Annotated in this window: 14 protein-coding genes; 12 read left to right on the top strand and 2 right to left on the bottom strand. The window is 62.7% G+C overall.

The window, feature by feature from the left end:
- Positions 1-110 precede the first annotated feature (110 nt).
- The 6 genes from ubiE to ACSQ2W_RS06145 all read left to right on the top strand — a co-directional run bounded on the left by ubiE (position 111) and on the right by ACSQ2W_RS06145 (position 7,061).
- Positions 111-887: a bifunctional demethylmenaquinone methyltransferase/2-methoxy-6-polyprenyl-1,4-benzoquinol methylase UbiE gene (gene ubiE / locus ACSQ2W_RS06170; RefSeq protein ID WP_436085470.1), complete on the top strand. Its 777-nt coding sequence runs from the start codon at positions 111-113 to the stop codon at positions 885-887.
- A gap of 62 nt (positions 888-949) precedes the next feature.
- On the top strand, positions 950-2,524 hold the full coding sequence (gene ubiB / locus ACSQ2W_RS06165) for a 2-polyprenylphenol 6-hydroxylase (RefSeq protein WP_436085469.1): 1,575 nt from the start codon (positions 950-952) through the stop codon (positions 2,522-2,524).
- A gap of 203 nt (positions 2,525-2,727) precedes the next feature.
- Positions 2,728-3,258 carry a GNAT family N-acetyltransferase gene (locus tag ACSQ2W_RS06160; protein ID WP_436085468.1) on the top strand — a complete coding sequence of 177 codons (531 nt, stop codon included), beginning with the start codon at positions 2,728-2,730 and terminating at the stop codon, positions 3,256-3,258.
- A gap of 109 nt (positions 3,259-3,367) precedes the next feature.
- Positions 3,368-3,610: a hypothetical protein gene (locus tag ACSQ2W_RS06155; protein WP_436085467.1), complete on the top strand. Its 243-nt coding sequence runs from the start codon at positions 3,368-3,370 to the stop codon at positions 3,608-3,610.
- A 231-nt stretch (positions 3,611-3,841) separates the two neighbouring features.
- Positions 3,842-5,104, top strand: coding sequence for an efflux RND transporter periplasmic adaptor subunit (locus tag ACSQ2W_RS06150; RefSeq protein WP_436085466.1), 1,263 nt, complete (start codon positions 3,842-3,844; stop codon positions 5,102-5,104).
- Between the two features lie 10 nt (positions 5,105-5,114).
- On the top strand, positions 5,115-7,061 hold the full coding sequence (locus ACSQ2W_RS06145) for a MacB family efflux pump subunit (protein ID WP_436085465.1): 1,947 nt from the start codon (positions 5,115-5,117) through the stop codon (positions 7,059-7,061).
- Between the two features lie 116 nt (positions 7,062-7,177).
- On the opposite strand, the gene ACSQ2W_RS06140 is transcribed toward ACSQ2W_RS06145, so the two are convergent.
- Entirely contained in the window at positions 7,178-9,433 is a 2,256-nt protein-coding gene (locus tag ACSQ2W_RS06140; protein ID WP_436085464.1) for a heavy metal translocating P-type ATPase, read from the bottom strand.
- A 76-nt stretch (positions 9,434-9,509) separates the two neighbouring features.
- Between ACSQ2W_RS06140 and ACSQ2W_RS06135 the strand changes: the two genes are divergently transcribed.
- Positions 9,510-9,932 (top strand): MerR family transcriptional regulator, encoded by a 423-nt coding sequence (locus ACSQ2W_RS06135; RefSeq protein ID WP_436085463.1) that lies wholly within the window; start codon positions 9,510-9,512, stop codon positions 9,930-9,932.
- A gap of 85 nt (positions 9,933-10,017) precedes the next feature.
- Positions 10,018-11,223, top strand: coding sequence for a bifunctional phosphopantothenoylcysteine decarboxylase/phosphopantothenate--cysteine ligase CoaBC (gene coaBC / locus ACSQ2W_RS06130; protein WP_436085462.1), 1,206 nt, complete (start codon positions 10,018-10,020; stop codon positions 11,221-11,223).
- Here the strand turns inward: coaBC and ACSQ2W_RS06125 are convergent.
- Positions 11,209-12,036, bottom strand: coding sequence for a class II glutamine amidotransferase (locus ACSQ2W_RS06125; RefSeq protein WP_436082910.1), 828 nt, complete (start codon positions 12,034-12,036; stop codon positions 11,209-11,211). The two genes, coaBC and ACSQ2W_RS06125, sit on opposite strands and share 15 nt — an antisense overlap.
- A gap of 271 nt (positions 12,037-12,307) precedes the next feature.
- On the opposite strand from ACSQ2W_RS06125, the gene ACSQ2W_RS06120 reads away from it, so the two are divergent.
- From ACSQ2W_RS06120 to iolD, 4 genes are all read left to right on the top strand, one after another.
- Positions 12,308-13,444 (top strand): Gfo/Idh/MocA family protein, encoded by a 1,137-nt coding sequence (locus ACSQ2W_RS06120; RefSeq protein ID WP_436085461.1) that lies wholly within the window; start codon positions 12,308-12,310, stop codon positions 13,442-13,444.
- A gap of 107 nt (positions 13,445-13,551) precedes the next feature.
- A complete protein-coding gene (locus ACSQ2W_RS06115) occupies positions 13,552-14,406 on the top strand; it encodes a MurR/RpiR family transcriptional regulator (protein WP_436085460.1) in 855 nt (284 codons plus the stop codon).
- A 128-nt stretch (positions 14,407-14,534) separates the two neighbouring features.
- Complete coding sequence (locus ACSQ2W_RS06110) at positions 14,535-16,454, top strand: bifunctional 5-dehydro-2-deoxygluconokinase/5-dehydro-2-deoxyphosphogluconate aldolase (protein ID WP_436087688.1); 1,920 nt, start codon at positions 14,535-14,537, stop codon at positions 16,452-16,454.
- A gap of 70 nt (positions 16,455-16,524) precedes the next feature.
- The gene (iolD, locus tag ACSQ2W_RS06105; protein WP_436085459.1) at positions 16,525-18,375 is read left to right on the top strand and encodes a 3D-(3,5/4)-trihydroxycyclohexane-1,2-dione acylhydrolase (decyclizing); all 1,851 of its coding nucleotides are present in this window, start codon (positions 16,525-16,527) and stop codon (positions 18,373-18,375) included.
- Positions 18,376-18,403 lie beyond the last annotated feature (28 nt).

The raw sequence follows: 18,403 nt of genomic DNA, 5'->3' as shown, positions 1-18,403 counted from the left end.
AGGCCCGATAAGGGCTGGAATGCCGCAGGCGGGTGTCTCTTCGAGAGATAGCGTGGATCAAGCGAATTCGCTATGGTCGGCTAATGGCGATGGAAACGGAGTATCTCGGAATGACAGGTGAGCGCACGTCTGCCGATGGCGGCATGGAAACCTCCTACGGTTTTCGCCAGGTTGGCCAAGGCGAGAAGCAGGCGCTCGTCAATGATGTCTTCCACAAGGTGGCCAAACGCTACGACATCATGAACGATGTCATGTCCATGGGCCTGCACCGAGCCTGGAAGGATGCGATGATATCGGCGCTCAACCCGCGCCGCTCCGAGGATTACAAGGTTCTCGACGTCGCCGGTGGCACCGGCGATATCGCCTTCCGCATCGTCGAGGCCTCCGACTGCAAGGCGCATGCAACGGTGCTCGACATCAACGGCTCGATGCTTGGCGTCGGCGCCGAGCGTGCCGAAAAGAAAGGGCTGACGCCCAATCTCACCTTCGTCGAGGCCAATGCCGAGGAACTGCCCTTCGAGGCGAACTCCTTCGATGCCTATACGATCGCCTTTGGCATCCGCAACGTACCGCGCATCGATCTCGCCCTGTCGGAAGCCTATCGCGTGCTGAAGCGCGGCGGCCGGCTTCTGGTTCTGGAGTTCTCCGAGGTCGATATGCCGCTGCTCGACAAGGTCTATGACACCTGGTCGTTCAACGCGATCCCGAAGTTCGGCAGGATGGTCACCGGCGACGCCGAGCCCTACCAGTATCTGGTGGAATCGATCCGCAAGTTTCCAAACCAGCGCGATTTTGCCGCGATGATCACCACTGCCGGCTTCTCCCGCGTCAATTTCACCAACTACACCGGCGGTATCGCCGCGCTGCACTCCGCCTGGAAGATCTGACGCATGATGTCCACTTTCGTGAAGCGCGCTGAGCGCCTTGTCCTGCGCGGCGGCAAGGCATCATGAGTACACCCGGAGCCTATGCACGCCTGGTCCGGATTGGCTGGGTGCTGGTGCGCGAGGGCGTTATTTCCGCCCTGCCGTCGGAAAACCTGCCGCCGCTGATTAGCGCCGCGCAATCCTTTGCCGGTCTGTTTGCCCGCCGTCGTGCCAGACATGAGGTCCGTAGCGACAGGCTCGCGCGCGCCATCGAGCGATTGGGACCGTCCTATGTAAAGATCGGCCAGTTCCTGGCCACCCGCCCGGACGTCGTCGGCGCCGATTTCGCCGAAGACCTTTCCTTCCTGCAGGACCGCATGGCGACTTTCCCGGTGGAGGAGGCGCGCGCCGCCGTCGAGGGGTCGCTCGGCAGGCCGGTCTCGCAGCTTTACGCGCACTTCGGCGATCCGATCGCCGCCGCCTCGATTGCCCAGGTCCATCCTGCGGTGGTGTTGCGCGATGGCGTCGAGCAAAAGGTCGCCGTCAAGGTAATCCGCCCCGGCGTACGCCAGCGTTTCGCCCATGATCTGGAGGCGATGTTCCTTGTCTCGCACCTGCAGGAGCGTTTCGTGCCAAACATGCGCCGGCTTCGTCCGGTCGAGGTGACGAAGACGCTGGAGCAGACCACCAAGGTCGAGATGGACCTGCGGCTTGAGGCGGCCGCGCTGTCGGAGCTTGGCGAGAACGCGGCAGACGATCCCGGTTTCCGCGTGCCGAAAGTCGATTGGGAGCGCACCGGCCGCGACGTCGTGACGATGGAATGGGTCGACGGCATCAAGTTGTCGGATGTCGAGGGTCTCAGCCGCGCGGGGCATGACCTCAACGCGCTTGCCGATACGCTGATCCAGTCTTTCCTGCGTCACACGCTGCGCGACGGCTTCTTCCATGCCGACATGCACCAGGGCAATCTCTTCGTCGATCAGAATGGCATGGTCGTCGCCGTCGATTTCGGTATCGTTGGCCGTCTCGGCAAGAAGGAGCGCCGGTTCCTTGCTGAAATTCTCTATGGGTTCATCACCCGCGACTATCGCCGTGTCGCCGACGTGCATTTCGAGGCAGGCTATGTGCCGGGCCATCACAACGTCGCGAGCTTCGCCCAGGCGATCCGCGCCATCGGCGAGCCGATCCACGGCCAGCCGGCCGAGACCATCTCCATGGCCAAGCTCTTGACGCTGCTGTTCGAGGTCACCGAACTCTTCGACATGCAGACGCGGCCGGAACTGGTCATGCTGCAGAAGACCATGGTTGTCGTCGAAGGCGTGGCTCGCACGCTCAATCCGCGCTTCAATATGTGGAAGGCCTCCGAGCCGGTGGTTGGCGCCTGGATCCGCGACAATCTCGGTCCCAAACGCATCGTCTCCGACGTCAGGGATGGCCTTCACGCCGCCCTCCGGCTTGCCGAAGCTGCACCCGAGATAGCGGCGAAAACGGAAAAATTCTCCCGCGATCTAACCGCCATGGCCGAAAACGGCCTGCGCTTCGACGAGGAGACCGCCGAGGCGATCGGCCGTTCGGAAGCGCGGCACAGCCGCTCCGGCCGTCTGGCGCTCTGGGTCATTGCTCTGACGCTGCTTTATATCGCCTGGCGGGCCTTCTGAGAGGCGGTTCTTGCCTTTGTGGCGCGAGCCGCTAAAGTCTGGATCATGAAACGCGCGACCATGCCCCTTCTTATGACCTGCACGTACCCTCAAGGGTGCGCGGGATCAGTGCTGGGCTAAGAGCGCTTTCATCCTGTGGACCCTGCCGAGGCAGGTAGGGTCGTGGCACTTCTTCCTTCCTCGCATCAAAGACGAGGATCGTCATGAAACAAACTGAAACAGCACCCGCACCGCCGTCGACCGAGGCTCTGCATATCCGTGCCTCGCGTCCCGATGATTATGAGCAGATTGCTGCCATCATGAACCTGCCGGGTGTGCGGTACGGCACTTTGCGCCTCCCCCATGTCAAGCCCGAGCAGACCCGCACGTGGCTGGAGGCGCCGGCGGATGGCGGATTGCGCATCGTTGCCGAGCGAAGCGGGATCATTCTGGGCGTTGCCGGGCTCCATCGGCAAAGGGACCGCCGGTACCACGCCGCCGTGCTCGGCATCAGCATCCACGATGATCATCGAAGGCGGGGTATCGGCAAGGCGCTGATGCTGGAAATTCTCGATGCCGCGGACAAATGGCTGAACATTACGCGCATCGAGCTGACCGTCTTTACCGACAACGCCGCGGCGATCACGCTGTATGAAACGTTCGGCTTTGAAGCCGAGGGCGTTCACAGGGCCTATGCCTTCCGTGACGGAAACTTCGCGGATGTGGTGGCCATGGCCCGGATCAGAAAATCATAAGCGCCGGCACCCTGTTCCATTGGGAACTGCGCGGTTTTCCCGGACATGAGATTGTCCTTCTCAAGGATGAGGCGGGCTCATCCAGCCCATCACTCAAGGAGAGACCACCATGCGTAAACTGATCATCGCTTCCATCGTTGCCGCTGGCGCGGCTCTTTCTTTCGCAGCCCCATCCCAAGCCGGCGGTTACTACGGCGGCGGCTATCACGACGGCTATCACGGTGGCCACCACTACGGTCACAAGCGCCATTACTACAAGAGCTATTACGAGCCCCATTGCTGGATCAAGAAAGTCCGCGAGTACGACTATTACGGCAATCTGGTCGTCAAGCGCATCAGGGTCTGCAACTGATCCGGCCTCCCCGGCAGGGCAGCCAGTGACGAAAACCGGCGGTTCCCCCGCCGGTTTTTGCGTCAATTGGCTGTCTTTGAAGACAAGAGGTTGGCCACGGAAACACTGCGAAACGAAAAACAGGAAACATTACAAAGATTTCATGCCGTTTGACGTCATTAAGGCGTAGTTGCAACCTACCAGTTCGGGAATTGTTCGGCCCGATATCAAAAAAGTCTGAGAGTTGCTTGAATGGCGGATGTCACCCGGAAAATTGCTCCCGCGATCGTCGAGGATGAGGAACCCATCGCTCAGCCTGCGCCCGTGCAGAAGAAACGCGCCCGATCGAGGCGGCAGTGGCTGATCCTGCCGGCTCTGATGGCTGTTGCCGGCGCCGGCTGGTACGGCTGGTCGAGCTATGGCAAGCAGGCTGCCACCGATACCGTCGTCACCGAGACGCCGTTGCGCGGCGATATCGAAAACAGCGTCACGGCAACGGGGCTGTTGAGCCCGATCAAGGATGTCGAAGTCGGCGCGCAGGTCTCCGGTCAGCTGAAAAGCCTCAAGGTCGAAATCGGCGACAGCGTCAGCCAAGGGCAGCTGATCGCCGAGATCGACAGCGCCTCGATCGAAACGCAGATCGAGATCGCCGAGGCCGAGCTTGCCAACCTCAAGGCCCAGATGATCGACAAGGAGGCGCAGGTCGTCCTCGCCGCGGCCAATCTGACGCGTCAGCGCGCGCTTGTCGCCGGCAATAGTGCTGCCCAGTCGGCGCTCGACGAGGCGGTCGCGGCACTCGCAACGGCCGAGGCCAATGTCGACGCGCTGAAGGCCCAGATCCGTAAGCAGGAAGCGACACTGAAGGACGCTCGCATCAGCCTCGGCTATACCAAGATTTATGCGCCGATGACCGGCACCGTCGTCAATACTTCGGCCACGGAGGGCCAGACGCTGAACGCCAACCAGACGGCGCCGACGATCGTCACGATCGGCGATCTTTCGACGATGACGGTCGAAGCGGAGGTGTCGGAAGCCGACGTCGGCAAGCTGAAGACCGGCATGGGCGCCTATTTCACGCTGCTCGGCCAGCCCGGCAAGCGCTACCCCGGCAAGCTGCGCCAGATCAAGCCGACGCCGTCGACCGAAAACAACGTCGTGCTTTATTACGCCCTGTTCGACGTGCCCAACCCGGAGGGTACGCTGATGATGAACATGACGGCGCAGGTTTTCTTCGTTCAGTCGTCGGCCAGGAACGTGCTGACGATCCCCGTCGCAGCGGTCCGCTCCGGTGTTGATGACAAGTCCGGCGAAGTCTCCGTCGTCACCGCCTCCGGCGCCCGCGAGACCCGCAAGATCGAGACCGGCATCCGCAACCGCGTGCGTGTCGAGATCAAGCAGGGTCTTTCCGAAGACGACGCCGTCGTGGTCGGTAGGGGGTCGGCGGACAAGGCGGTGTCCTCATCCAGCCGGTCCAATTCCCGTCGCGGCATGGGCGGCATGCCGCCGATGTTCTGAGGGTACTGTTGTGACCGCGCTCATATCGCTCAAGGATATCCGCAAGACCTTCGTCAATGGCGATGTTGCCGTCGAAGTGCTGCGCGGCGTCTCGCTCGATATCCAGCCGGGCGAGTTCGTCGCCATCGTCGGCGCCTCCGGCTCCGGCAAGTCGACGCTGATGAACATCCTCGGCTGCCTCGATAAGCCGACGGGTGGCCGATATCTGCTGGAAGGCGAGGACGTGTCGGATTTCAATGCCGACCAGTTGGCCGCGCGCCGCCGCCAGATGTTCGGCTTCGTCTTCCAGAGCTACAATCTGGTGCCGACGGCAACCGCGCAGGAAAACGTCGAGATCCCCGCCATCTATGCCGGAATGCCGGCGCGTCACCGACGCGACCGGGCCGAGATGCTGCTTACGTCACTCAGGCTTGGCGACCGGCTCGACCATCTTCCCAACCAGCTCTCCGGCGGTCAGCAGCAGCGCGTCTCGATTGCCCGCGCGCTGATGAATGGCGGCCAGATCATTCTGGCCGATGAGCCGACCGGCGCGCTCGACAGCCAGAGCGGCAAGGAGGTGATGGCCACCTTGCGGCAGATGAATGATGATGGCCACACCGTCATCATCATCACCCATGCGCCGGAACTCGCCGAATCCGCCGACCGCGTCATCGAGATCAGCGACGGCCTGATCGTCGCCGATCGCATCCCTGGCAATGTCCGCTGGATCGGCCGCACCAAACCCGTATTGGCGGCAAGAACCGCAGGCAAGGCCGCGATCGTCACTGACGTGGCGGAGGCCGTGCGGATGTCGTTGCGCGCACTGCGCGCCAATCTTTTCCGCACCATTCTGACGCTGCTCGGCATCGTCATCGGCGTCAGCTCCGTCGTTGCCATGCTCGCCATCGGCACCGGCGCGCAGGATTCCGTGCTCAGCCGTATTGCGGCCATGGGCTCGGATCTTCTTGTGGTGCGGCCGAACATGGCCAATTTCCGCGGTGGGGAAGGGGGCAGCATCGTCTCGCTCGTTCCATCCGATGCCGATGCCATTCTGCAGCTGCCGAACATCAGTTTCGCCGTGCCGGAAATGTCGAGCACACTGACCGTGCGCGCCGCCAATCTCGATACCCAGACGACCGTCAACGGCACGGTTCCGCAGTTTCCGCAAGCGAAGTCCTGGACCGTCGAGGATGGCGCCTTCCTGGGAAAATCCGACATGGAAGCCTATGCGACCGTCGCCGTTCTCGGTCGCACCGTTGCGGATACCCTATTCCCGGACGGAGCTGATCCGCTCGGCCAGTATATCCTCATCAAGAACATCCCGTTCCAGGTCATCGGCGTCATGTCGAAGAAGGGCGCGAGCGCCGGCGGCAACGATCAGGACGACACCGTGCTGGTGCCGCTCTCGACCGGCAATCTGCGCCTGTTCGGCGCGCGAAGCGTCCGCTCCATCACCGTGCAGGTGAAGGACGACAGCGGCATCAACGTCACCCAGGACCAGATCCAGGCCCTGCTCGACGAGCGCCACAAGCGGCAGGACACGCAGATCGTCAATATGGCGGCGATCCGCGAGACCTTTACCGAGACCTCCAACATCCTCAAGGTTTTCCTCGGCTCGATCGCCGCGATCTCGTTGCTGGTCGGCGGCATCGGCGTGATGAACATCATGCTCGTTTCCGTCACCGAGCGCACCCGCGAGATCGGCATTCGCATGGCAACCGGCGCGCGGGCCCGCGATATCCTCACCCAGTTCATCGTCGAGGCGCTGGTGGTCTCCGCGCTCGGCGGGCTGATCGGCGTCGCTCTCGGCCTCGCCATCGGTGCCATCGCGCAGGCTTTCGGCATCGCCGTCAGTTTCGCGCCAGGCCCGGTCATCCTCGCCTTCGCAAGCGCCTTCCTGACAGGCCTCGTCTTCGGCTACCTGCCCGCCTACAACGCCTCCCGTCTGCAGCCGGCGGTGGCGCTGGCGTCGGTCTGACGGGCGGGCGCCCTTTCGGTGCCGTGCTCGTCATGGACGCCGCCAGGGGGTGAAGAGGATTATCGATGAACTCTGGGGAGGGGTTTCCGCAGGGCTGAGGCAGCCGGCAGCGTCCCTCAGTCCCAAGCCGGTGCCAGCAGCCTGAGCGCGTTGATCGTCACCAGCACCGTCGCGCCCGTATCGGCAAGAATCGCCGGCCAGAGCCCAGTGATGCCTGCAATCGTCGTTACCAGGAACAGGGCTTTCAAGCCCAGCGCGATGGTGATGTTCTGGCGGATATTATCCATGGTGCGTTTCGACAACTTGATCATCTCTGCGACATCACCGACCCTGCCATGAAGCACGGCGGCATCAGCGGTTTCCAGCGCCACGTCGGTCCCGCCGCCCATGGCAATGCCGATGTCGGCTGCCGCCAGCGCCGGTGCATCATTGATTCCGTCGCCGACCTTGGCCACGATGAGCCCCTGCTGTTTCAACTCGCCGACGATCCGTTGCTTGTCCTTCGGCATCAACTCAGCCCGCACCTCGATGCCGAGTTCGCGTCCGATAGCCGTTGCCGTGCGCGCGTTGTCACCGGTCAGCATGACAATCCGGATGCCTGCCTGCAACAGCATCCTGAGCCCCGACTTTGCATCCGCGCGCGGCTCGTCGCGCATCGCAATCGCGCCGGCCAGCGTCTCGCCAATAATCAGCACGGAGACCGTTTTGCCCTCGTCGTTGAGAGCCGTGATGCGCGTGGTTTGCTCGGCCGAAAGCATTATGTGCTCGCCGGCCGCCTGCGGCGAGCCGAGGAAGATCGATGTGCCGTCGACAGTCGCCGTCAAGCCTTTGCCGCCCAGCGCCTTGGCTTCGGAAGCGGCGGGGATCTGCAACTCGTCCGCGGCTACCCGCTGGAGGATCGCCTTGGCGAGCGGATGGCTCGAGCCGGTCTCCAGCGCCGCCGCGAAGGTCAGGACTTCAGTTTCGGAATGGCTGAAACCGATGACATCAGTCACCTTCGGCTTACCTTCTGTCAGCGTGCCGGTCTTGTCGAACGCCACCGCATCGATCGTGCCCAGCGTCTCCAGCACCGCACCGCCCTTCATCAGCAGGCCGCGCCGTGCGCCGGCAGAAAGCGAGGCGGCGATGGCTGCCGGCGTCGAGATGACCAGCGCGCAGGGGCAGCCGATGAGCAGGATTGCAAGCGCCTTGTAGATCCATTCGCCCCAGGCGCCGCCCAGAAACAGCGGCGGGATGATCGCGACGAGGGCACCGACCACCACGACGCACGGCGTATAGTAGCGAGAGAACCGGTCGATGAAACGCTCCGTCGGCGCCTTGGATTCCTGCGCCTCCTCGACCAGCTTGACGACGCGGGCAATGGTGTTGTCGGCGGCGGCCGCCATGACCCGGATGCGCAAGGCGGCGTCGCCGTTGATCGTGCCCGCGAAAACGTTGTCGTCGACTGCCTTGCACACCGGCGCGCTTTCGCCGGTCACCGGCGCCTCGTCGATGGCGCTTTCGCCCGAAAGGATGACCCCGTCGGCGGGGATACGGTCGCCCGGGCGAACGAGAATGGTCGCACCGACGGCGAGGCTTTCGGCCGGAACCGCGAGCGTCTGCCCGTTCTCTTCGAGCAATGCTTCCTTCGGCACGAGGGCCGCCAAGGACTGGATGCTCTGGCGCGCCTTGCCGGCCGCCACGCCCTCCAGCAGTTCGCCGACCAGGAACAGGAAGACGACGGCCGCCGCCTCCTCGCCGGCATCGATGATGACGGCGCCGAGGGCGGCGATGGTCATCAGCATCTCGATGGAGAAAGGCGTGCCGGCCATTGCAGCCGTGATCGCGCGGCGGGCGATCGGCACGAGCCCGACCAGCATGGCAACGATAAATGCATAGGGCGCGATCGACGGAACGAGATGACCGGTCGCATAGGCGGCAACGAGTGCCGCACCGGAGACGATAGTCAGCTTGCCCTTCCGGCTCGACCACCAGACACTGGTTGCTGGACCATAATCGTGCGCGTGGAGGCCTTCCCGAGGCGGGCCGCTTTCGGCCGGCACCGTGTGCCTGTGATCCGCGTCGCCGGCCCGGTTGGCATGGCCGTGACCCACGTGATGATCATGTCCGCCGCACGCCGCCTCCGGCTCTAAAACCGGTGCCGCCGCCTTTCCCCCGAGTTGTGAGGCCGAATAGCCGAGACCCGTCACCTTCTTCGCAATGGCCGACAGATCGCTCTCCCCATTGTGCTGCACGGTCATCGTACCGGCCGACACCGACACGGACACATCCTCGACGCCCGGCATGCGCCGCACTGCGGTATCGATCTTGGCCGCGCAACCGGCGCAGTCCATGCCCTCGACCCGGTACCGTGTCTGTGTCTTCCCTGCCATGATCCGCTCGCTTGCTTGTCAAACCGTGGCATCTTTCCTACATCCTCTAGCGACTAGAGGTGCAAGAGGGAAAATCATGAAAAAGATCACCATCGGCGAGGCGGCCCGTCAGAGCGGCGTCAAGGTGCCGACGATCCGCTACTACGAAGGCATCGGTCTGCTTCGCTCCCCCAGCCGCAGTGAGGGCAACCAGCGTTCCTATGAACCATCCGATCTCAACCGCCTCATCTTCATCCGCCATGCGCGAGAACTCGGCTTTGAGGTCGAGGCGATCCGCACACTTCTGAGCCTGCAGGACAACCCGTTGCAGCCATGCGCGTCCGCCGATGCCATCGCCAAGGCGCGCCTTGTCGAGGTCGAACAGCGCATCCGCAGCCTGACCGCGTTGAAGGCGGAACTGGAAATGATGGTGGAGGGCTGCGGCCATGGCCGTGTCGACCAGTGCCGGGTGATCGAGGTTCTTGCCGATCACGGCCAGTGCACGCACCACGGCCACTGATGGGCGCAGCGGATCACGGCCGATTGCACAGGACATGCCTCTCGGTTACGGTCCCGGATCAACAAGCAGAAAAAGACGGATCGTCATGACGCTTCAGGGAAAACGCATCCTGCTCATCATCTCCGGCGGTATCGCGGCCTATAAGAGCCTCGATCTCATCCGTCGCCTGCGCGAGCGCGGCGCCTCGGTCCGCCCGGTGATGACTGCCGGTGCGCAGGCCTTCGTGACGCCGCTCGCGGTGGGCGCGCTCGCCGCAGACAAGGTGTTTACCGATCTGTTTTCGCGGGAGGACGAGCAGGATGTCGGCCATATCCGGCTTGCCCGTGATTGCGATCTGATCCTCGTTGCACCCGCCACCGCCGATCTGATGGCGAAGATGGCGCACGGCCTTGCCGACGATCTCGCCTCCACCATTCTTCTGGCAACGGACCGCCCGGTGCTTGTTGCCCCCGCCATGAACCCGAAGATGTGGTCGCATCCGGCCACCCGCCGCAACCACGCAACACTGGTTGCCGATGGTATCCGTTTCATCGGCCCGTGCTCGGGCGAAATGGCCGAAAGCGGCGAAAAGGGCGAGGGCCGCATGGCCGAACCACTGGAGATCGCGGCCGCTGCCGAGAGCTTGCTCGACACCGGCCCGAAGCCGCTGGCGGGCAGGAAGGCCATCGTCACCTCCGGTCCGACGCATGAGCCGATCGACCCGGTGCGCTACATCGCCAACCGCTCTTCGGGAAAACAGGGGCATGCGATTGCAACTGAACTTGCCCGGCTTGGTGCCGATGTGACGCTGGTCTCCGGCCCGGTGACGATCGCCGATCCGAGGGGCGTGTCGGTCATCCATGTCGAGCGCGCTGAGGAAATGCGCGACGCCGTCATTGCCGCGCTGCCCGCCGACATCGCGGTGATGGTCGCCGCCGTCGCCGACTGGCGGGTGGCGAGTGCGGCAGGCAACAAGATCAAGAAAAAGCCCGGCGAAGCGCCGCCGCCGCTGCAGCTGACCGAAAACCCTGATATCCTGAAGACCGTCGGTCACCATGCCAAGCGACCAAAGCTGGTCGTCGGCTTTGCCGCGGAAACGCAGAATGTTGCGGAGAATGGCCGCTCCAAGCTGGAGAGGAAGGGTGCCGACTATATCCTCGCCAACGACGTCTCGCCCCACACCGGCATCATGGGTGGTGACCGCAACACCGTGAAGGTCATCGGCAAAACCGGCGACCAGGACTGGCCGGACATGGACAAGCAGGCGGTTGCCGAAAGGCTCGGCCGTCTGATCGCCTCACATTTTTCCTGACGCGACCCGGCCTATCCGTTCCGCACTCGGTGCGGCACCCTGCGTCCCGAACAGGCGGACGTCGACACCGTTTTCACCAACGATGACCGCCGTGCCGTCAGGAATTTCCACCCAGGCGTTGTCATCGTCGTTGAGTGGCTCGGAAACGAGGCAATAGCCGCCGCTCGGACCCATCGGCGCGGCGTAAAGCGTCGGCGCCTTCCAGTCGGAGGCGTAACGCACCGCGTAGAGATCGCGGCCATCGGAAAGGGCTGCGGTGAAGCGGACGAGAACCTTGCGCTCCAGATGCTCCGCCAACCGCTCGACGAAGGCCAGCGTCTCGGCGATTGCACCGAGCGGATCGGCCTCAAGGCCGAATTGCAACGCCAGCAGAAACAAAAGCTCGCTGTCAGTGGATCCGGTGCGGGCGGTGTAGAGGTCGTTGTCGAGCATTGCCTCCATCGGACGGCGCAAATGATCAAAATCGCCGATTTGGCCGTTGTGCATGAAGGACCAGCGGCCGTGGATGAAGGGATGGCAGTTGTCGCGCCGCGTACCGCCGCCGGTTGCGGCCCGTACATGGGCGAGAAACAGCGGCGAGCGAATCTGCCGGGCGATGCTTTTGAGGTTGCAGTCGGACCAGGCGGGCAGGATGTCGCGGTAGCGGCCGGGCTCCGGATGATCACCGTACCAGGCGATGCCGAAGCCGTCGCCGTTGGTTGCCGTCTTGGCACGGGTGGCGCAGTGCGATTGCTCGATGAGTGAATGCGCCGGAGACGATACCAGTTCTTCGAGATAAAGCGGCTCTCCGCGATAGGCTGCCCAACGGCACATGCATGATACTCCAGGGTCGCAGGGATTGCCCGCCTTGATGGTCGTTAACCATGATATGGGCCGATCATCCGGTCGAACATGGTAAAAATGCGTTAACGAACAGGTTCATTTCCGCATCTTCCCGCGAAATCTACCGCCTTTTCCTCGCTGTTTCTGTTCCCCTTGGAACGGGGCTTTGCAATTTCGAACAAACATTCCATATTGACAAACAATGCAAAAATCATTTCACCTTACGCCGAGGTCGCAAGGCGGTATTGGGAGGAACTGACGTATGGGTGGCAAACGCAGGATCGGCGTCGGCTTGATTGGCACCGGTTTCATGGGCAAGGCGCATGCGCTGGGTTTCACGATCGCGGCAAGGGTCTTCGACCTGCCGTTCGAACTCGATCTCGTTTCGGTTGCCGACGTCTCGCTCGATGGTGCGGAGAAGGCCCGCCGCAATCTCGGCTTCCGCAAGGCGACCGTGGACTGGCGTGAGTTGCTGACTGACCCGGATATCGACATCATCGACATCACCACGCCCAATCTGCTGCACAAGGAGATGGCACTCGCCGCCATCGCCCACGGCAAGCATGTCTACTGCGAAAAGCCGCTGGCGCCGACCGTTGCCGAATGCGCCGAAATGGTTGCAGCGGCGGAAAAGGCCGGCGTCGTCACGCAGGTCGGCTTCAATTACCTGAAGAACCCGATGATCTTCCTTGCCAAGGACCTGATCGAAAGCGGTGAGATCGGCGAGATCCGCTCGGTGCGCGGCATCCATGCCGAAGACTTCATGATGGACGCGTCCGCGCCCTGGAGCTGGCGGCTTGACCCGAAGAGCGGCGGCGGCGCGCTTGCCGATATCGGCAGTCACATCATCGCCTCGTTGCGCCACCTGGTTGGCCCTATCACCTCGGTACTAGCCGAAACGATCATTCAGGTGCCCGAACGTCCCCTCGCGCGCGGCTCAAGTGAAATGCGTGCCGTCGAGGTAGACGACATTACCCGCGCCTTCGTGCGCTTCGAAGGCGGCGCCACCGGCAGTTTCGAGGCTAACTGGAGCGCCACGGGCCGCAAGATGCAGCATGATTTCGAAATCTACGGATCAAAGGGCAGCATCGTCTTCACGCAGGAGCGGATGAACGAGCTCAAGGTCTGGTTCGCCGGCGACGATATCCGCAGCCGTGGCTACCGCACCATCTGGGCCGGCCCCGAACATCCCCCCTACGGCGCCTTCTGCGTCGCCCCCGGCCACCAGATCGGCTTCAACGACCTGAAAGCCATCGAGGCGAATGAATTCCTGCAGGCGATCGCGACTGGCCGGAAACCGGGAACCGATTTCCGCGAGGGCTACGAGGTTCAGAAGGTCGTCTCGGCGACGTACCGGTCAGCCAGAACCAACGAGTGGGTGCCTATCGGCAAGGACTAGTCAAAAGGTGGAAAAATCGGGATTGTGGAATAAATATTCTATTCTTCATTCCATTCTTTGCATAAGGTCTTGAAGGTGGCGCAGACGCAGAAAAGAGACCGAATTATATGGCCGAAACGGAAAGCAGCATCGATATTCCGCAGGATTTCGACGGCCTGAAGGCGACGATCCTGGAGCGGAAGGCGCAACTGCCGAAGCGTCTGCGTCAGGTCGCGGTTTACGCGCTGGACCATCCGGACGAGATCGCCTTCGGCACGGCGGCGAGTATCGCCACATCGGCCGATGTTCAACCCTCGACGCTGGTCCGCTTCGCCCAGCATTTCGGTTTTGAGGGCTTCTCCAGTCTGCAGCAGATTTTCCGGGCTCGCCTGCGCGAACGCACACCGGGTTATGACGAGCGTCTCAAGGCCCTGAGCGCGAACGAACACAGCAAGCTTGAAAGCGGCTCGATCTTCAACGGCTTCGTCGCCGCCGCGCATCGCTCGCTCGACAATGTCGCCAGCTCCGTCGAGCCGGAGGCTTTCGAGCGCGCCGTCAATATCCTTGCCGGTGCCGAGACGATCTATCTGGTCGCCAAGCGCCGCTCCTATCCGATCTCCGGCTACATGGCCTATGCCTTCGGCAAGCTGAAGGTGAAATACCAGATGGTTGGCACGGCGGCTGGCATCGATGATGATATTCTGGCGATGGCCGGCCCGAAAGATGCCGCCTTTGCCGTCAGTTTCTCCCCCTATGCGTCCGAGAGCATCAATCAGGCAAAATTCCTTGCCAGCCGCAACGTGCCCGTCGTGTCGCTGACGGACTCTGCCTTCTCGCCGCTGGCGGAATCGTCCAGGATCTGGTTCGAACTGGTCGAGGCCGACCATGCCGGATTCCGCTCCCTTTCGGCCAGCATGGCCTTTGCCATGGCGCTGACCGTCGCTGTCGCCGAAAAGCGGAGACGGAATGTCGCGGAACACTAATGGAATGAAAATTCTATGTTGACTAACAGCCGGAACTTATGTTTCATGAGACGATCACCCAACAGCGATGAAGATATCGGCGCGACGCAAGCGCCCGCCGGGAGGAAGCAGTGAGCCAGACCAACAGGATGCAGGCAGACAAGCCGCTCGACCTCATCACCATCGGCCGGGCGTCGGTCGATCTTTACGGCCAGCAGATCGGAACGCGGCTCGAGGACGTCGCCAGTTTCGCCAAGTCCGTCGGCGGCTGCCCTACCAACATCTCCGTCGGAACGGCGCGTCTCGGCCTGAAATCGGCGCTGCTGACACGCGTCGGCAAGGAGCAGATGGGCCGCTTCATTCGCGAGCAGTTGCAACGCGAGGGCGTCGAAACGAAGGGCATTGTGACCGATCCCGAGCGGCTGACCGCGCTCGCCATTCTTTCCGTCGAAAGCGATCATTCCTTCCCGCTTTTGTTCTATCGCGACAACTGCGCCGACAGCGCGCTGTGCGAAGACGATGTCGCGGAAGACTTCATCCGCTCCGCCCGTGCCATCCTGGTCACCGGCACGCATTTCTCCAAGCCGCACACCGACGCCGCGCAGCGCAAGGCGATCCGCATCGCCAAGGAGAGCGGTGCCAAGGTCGTCTTCGATATCGACTACCGGCCGAACCTCTGGGGCCTTGCCGGCCATGATGCGGGCGACAACCGCTATATTGCGTCCGAGAAGGTCTCGACGCACCTGAAGACGGTCCTGGCCGATTGCGATCTGATCGTCGGCACCGAGGAAGAGGTGCTCATTGCTTCGGGTGATAGCGACCTGCTTGCAGCGCTGAAGACGATCCGCGCCAATTCCAAGGCGACGATCGTGCTCAAGCGCGGGCCGATGGGCTGTATCGTCTATGACGGTCCGATTTCCGACAATCTCGAAGACGGCGTCGTCGGCAAGGGCTTCCCGATCGAGGTCTACAACGTTCTCGGTGCCGGCGACGCCTTCATGTCCGGCTTCCTGCGCGGCTGGCTGACCGGCGAGCCGCATGCCACATCGGCCACCTGGGCCAATGCCTGCGGCGCCTTTGCCGTCTCGCGTCTGCTTTGCGCCCCGGAAATCCCGACCTGGATCGAGCTGCGGTTCTTCCTCGAAAACGGCAGCAAGGAAAAGGCGTTGCGCAAGGACGAGGCGATCAACCACGTCCATTGGGCAACGACGCGCCGCCGCGACATCCCGCAACTGATGGCGCTCGCCATCGATCATCGCAGTCAGCTGGAAGATCTGGCCGGTGGCAATCCGGAACTCTTGGCCCGGATCCCAGCCTTCAAAGTGCTGGCCGTCAAGGCGGCCGAACGCATCGCCAATGGCCGCCCCGGTTTCGGCATGCTGATCGACGACAAATACGGCCGCGAGGCCCTGTTCGCCGCTGCCAAGAACAAGGATTTCTGGATCGGCAAGCCGATTGAGCTTCCGGGTTCCCGGCCGCTGCAGTTCGAGTTCAGCCAGGATCTCGGTAGCCGGCTCATCGATTGGCCGGTCGATCACTGTATCAAGGTCTTGAGCTTCTACCATCCGGACGATCCGGACGAGATGAAGGCCGCGCAGATTGCCAAGCTGCGCTCCGCCTTCGAGGCGGCGCGGAAGGTCGGTCGCGAAATCCTCATCGAGATCATCGCCGGCAAGCACGGCAAGCTTGACGATCAGACCATTCCCCGCGCCCTCAATGAGCTTTACGATGCCGGCCTGAAGCCCGACTGGTGGAAGCTGGAGCCGCAGGCAAGCCGCACGGCCTGGGCGGCCATTGATGCCGTCATCGAACAGCGCGATCCGCTTTGCCGCGGGGTCGTCCTGCTCGGACTGGAGGCGCCGTATGATGTGCTCAAGGAAGGTTTTGCTGCCGCACGCACCTCCAAGACCGTCAAGGGCTTCGCTGTCGGCCGTACCATCTTCGCCGATGCCAGCAAGGCCTGGCTCGCAGGCGAGATCAGTGACGAGCAGGCGATCGCCGACATGGCGGGCAAGTTCGAGGCCCTGGTCAATCTGTGGCTTGGTCTTGCTGATACAAAGGCGGCTTGAGGCCGCGGAACGGACGGAAGTCCGAAAGACATCAACAAGCGGGGCAATGTCCTCGTTCGAGGAGGAAACGATGAGCCAGAAGACCGTCCGTCTGACCATGGCGCAAGCCGTGGCGCGGTTCCTGACGCGGCAGATGACTGTGATCGATGGCGAGAAACTGCCGATCTTCGGCGGCGTCTTTGCCATTTTCGGTCACGGTAACGTCGCCGGCGTCGGTGAGGCATTGTACGGCGTCAAGGACACGCTGCCGACCTATCGCGCCCAGAACGAGCAAGGCATGGCAAATGCCGCAATCGCCTTTGCCAAGGCAAGTTTCCGGCGTCGTTTCATGGCCTGCACGACGTCGATCGGCCCCGGCGCGCTCAACATGGTGACGTCGGCTGCTCTTGCTCACGTCAACCGCCTGCCGGTTCTCTTCCTGCCCGGCGATGTCTTTGCCAATCGCCGCCCGGATCCGGTGCTGCAGCAGATCGAGGATTTCGGCGACGGCACCATGACGGTGAACGACTGCTTCCGTCCGGTTTCGCGCTATTTTGATCGCATCACCCGTCCGGAACAGATCATCCCGGCGCTGCGCCGCGCCATGCAGGTGCTGACCGATCCCGCCGACTGCGGACCGGTGACGCTGTCGCTCTGCCAGGATGTCCAGGCGGAAGCCTATGATTATCCCGAGAATTTCTTCGAGGAGAAAGTCTGGACGAGCCGGCGCCTCCATCCCGATGCCGATGAACTTGCCCATGCCATCACGGCGCTGAAAGCTGCCAAAAAGCCGGTGATCATCGCCGGTGGCGGCGTGCTCTATTCGGAAGCTGCCATCGCGCTCGCAACGTTCGCCGAGACGCACGGTATTCCTGTCGTCGAAACCCAGTCGGGCAAGTCCTCGTTGCCACACAACCATCCGCTCAACATGGGCTCGGTCGGCGTAACGGGCACCTCGGCCTCCAACCAGCTTGCCGAAGCGGCCGATGTTGTTCTCGCGGTCGGTTCGCGCCTCCAGGATTTCACCACGGGCTCCTGGGCTCTGTTCAAAAACGACGATCTGAAGATCATCGGCCTGAACGTGCAGGCATTCGACGCCGCCAAGCATGAAGGCCTGCCGCTGGTCTCCGACGCCCGCGTCGGGCTGGAGGCGTTGAGCGCCGGGCTTGGCTCGCACAAGGCGGATGATGCCTGGACGAAGAAGGCGACCGACGGCAAGGCCGAGTGGCTGAAGGCGGCCGAGAAGGCAATGGCAACCACCAATTCTGCGCTGCCCTCCGACGCGCAAGTCATCGGTGCCGTCCAGCGCGCCCGCACGGAGAATACAACGCTCGTTTGCGCCGCCGGCGGTCTTCCGGGCGAGCTGCACAAGCTCTGGCAGGCGGATCAGCCGGGCAGCTATCATATGGAATATGGCTTCTCGACCATGGGTTATGAAGTGGCCGGCGGTCTTGGCGTCAAGCTCGCCAAGCCCGGCAGCGACGTGATCGTCATGGTCGGCGACGGCAGCTACATGATGCTGAATTCGGAAATCGCCTCGTCGATCATGCTCGGCGCCAAGATCACCATCGTCCTGCTCGACAATGCCGGCTACGGCTGCATCAACCGGTTGCAAATGGCAACCGGCGGCGCAAACTTCAACAACTTGCTTCGCGACACGCATCACGTCACGCTGCCAGCCATCGATTTCGCAGCTCACGCCGCCGCGATGGGGGCTGTAACCCGCAAGGTGGCCTCGATCGCCGAGCTGGAAATCGCGCTGAAGGAAACCGCCGGCGAAGACCGCACCACGGTCATCGTCATCGATACAGATCCGCTGATCACCACGGACGAGGGCGGCCATTGGTGGGATGTGGCGGTGCCGGAAGTCTCCGAACGCTCCAAGGTCAACGAGGCTCGCAAGGGCTATGAAAAGGCGCTTACCGCACAGCGCATCGGTTAAATCAACCACATGGAGCCCGCGCAATCGT

Source organism: Pararhizobium sp. LjRoot255 (assembly GCF_964252905.1).
Lineage (GTDB): Bacteria > Pseudomonadota > Alphaproteobacteria > Rhizobiales > Rhizobiaceae > Pararhizobium.
Note: the sequence above shows the minus strand (reverse complement) of the source record. Positions and strands in the feature narration are given on the sequence as shown.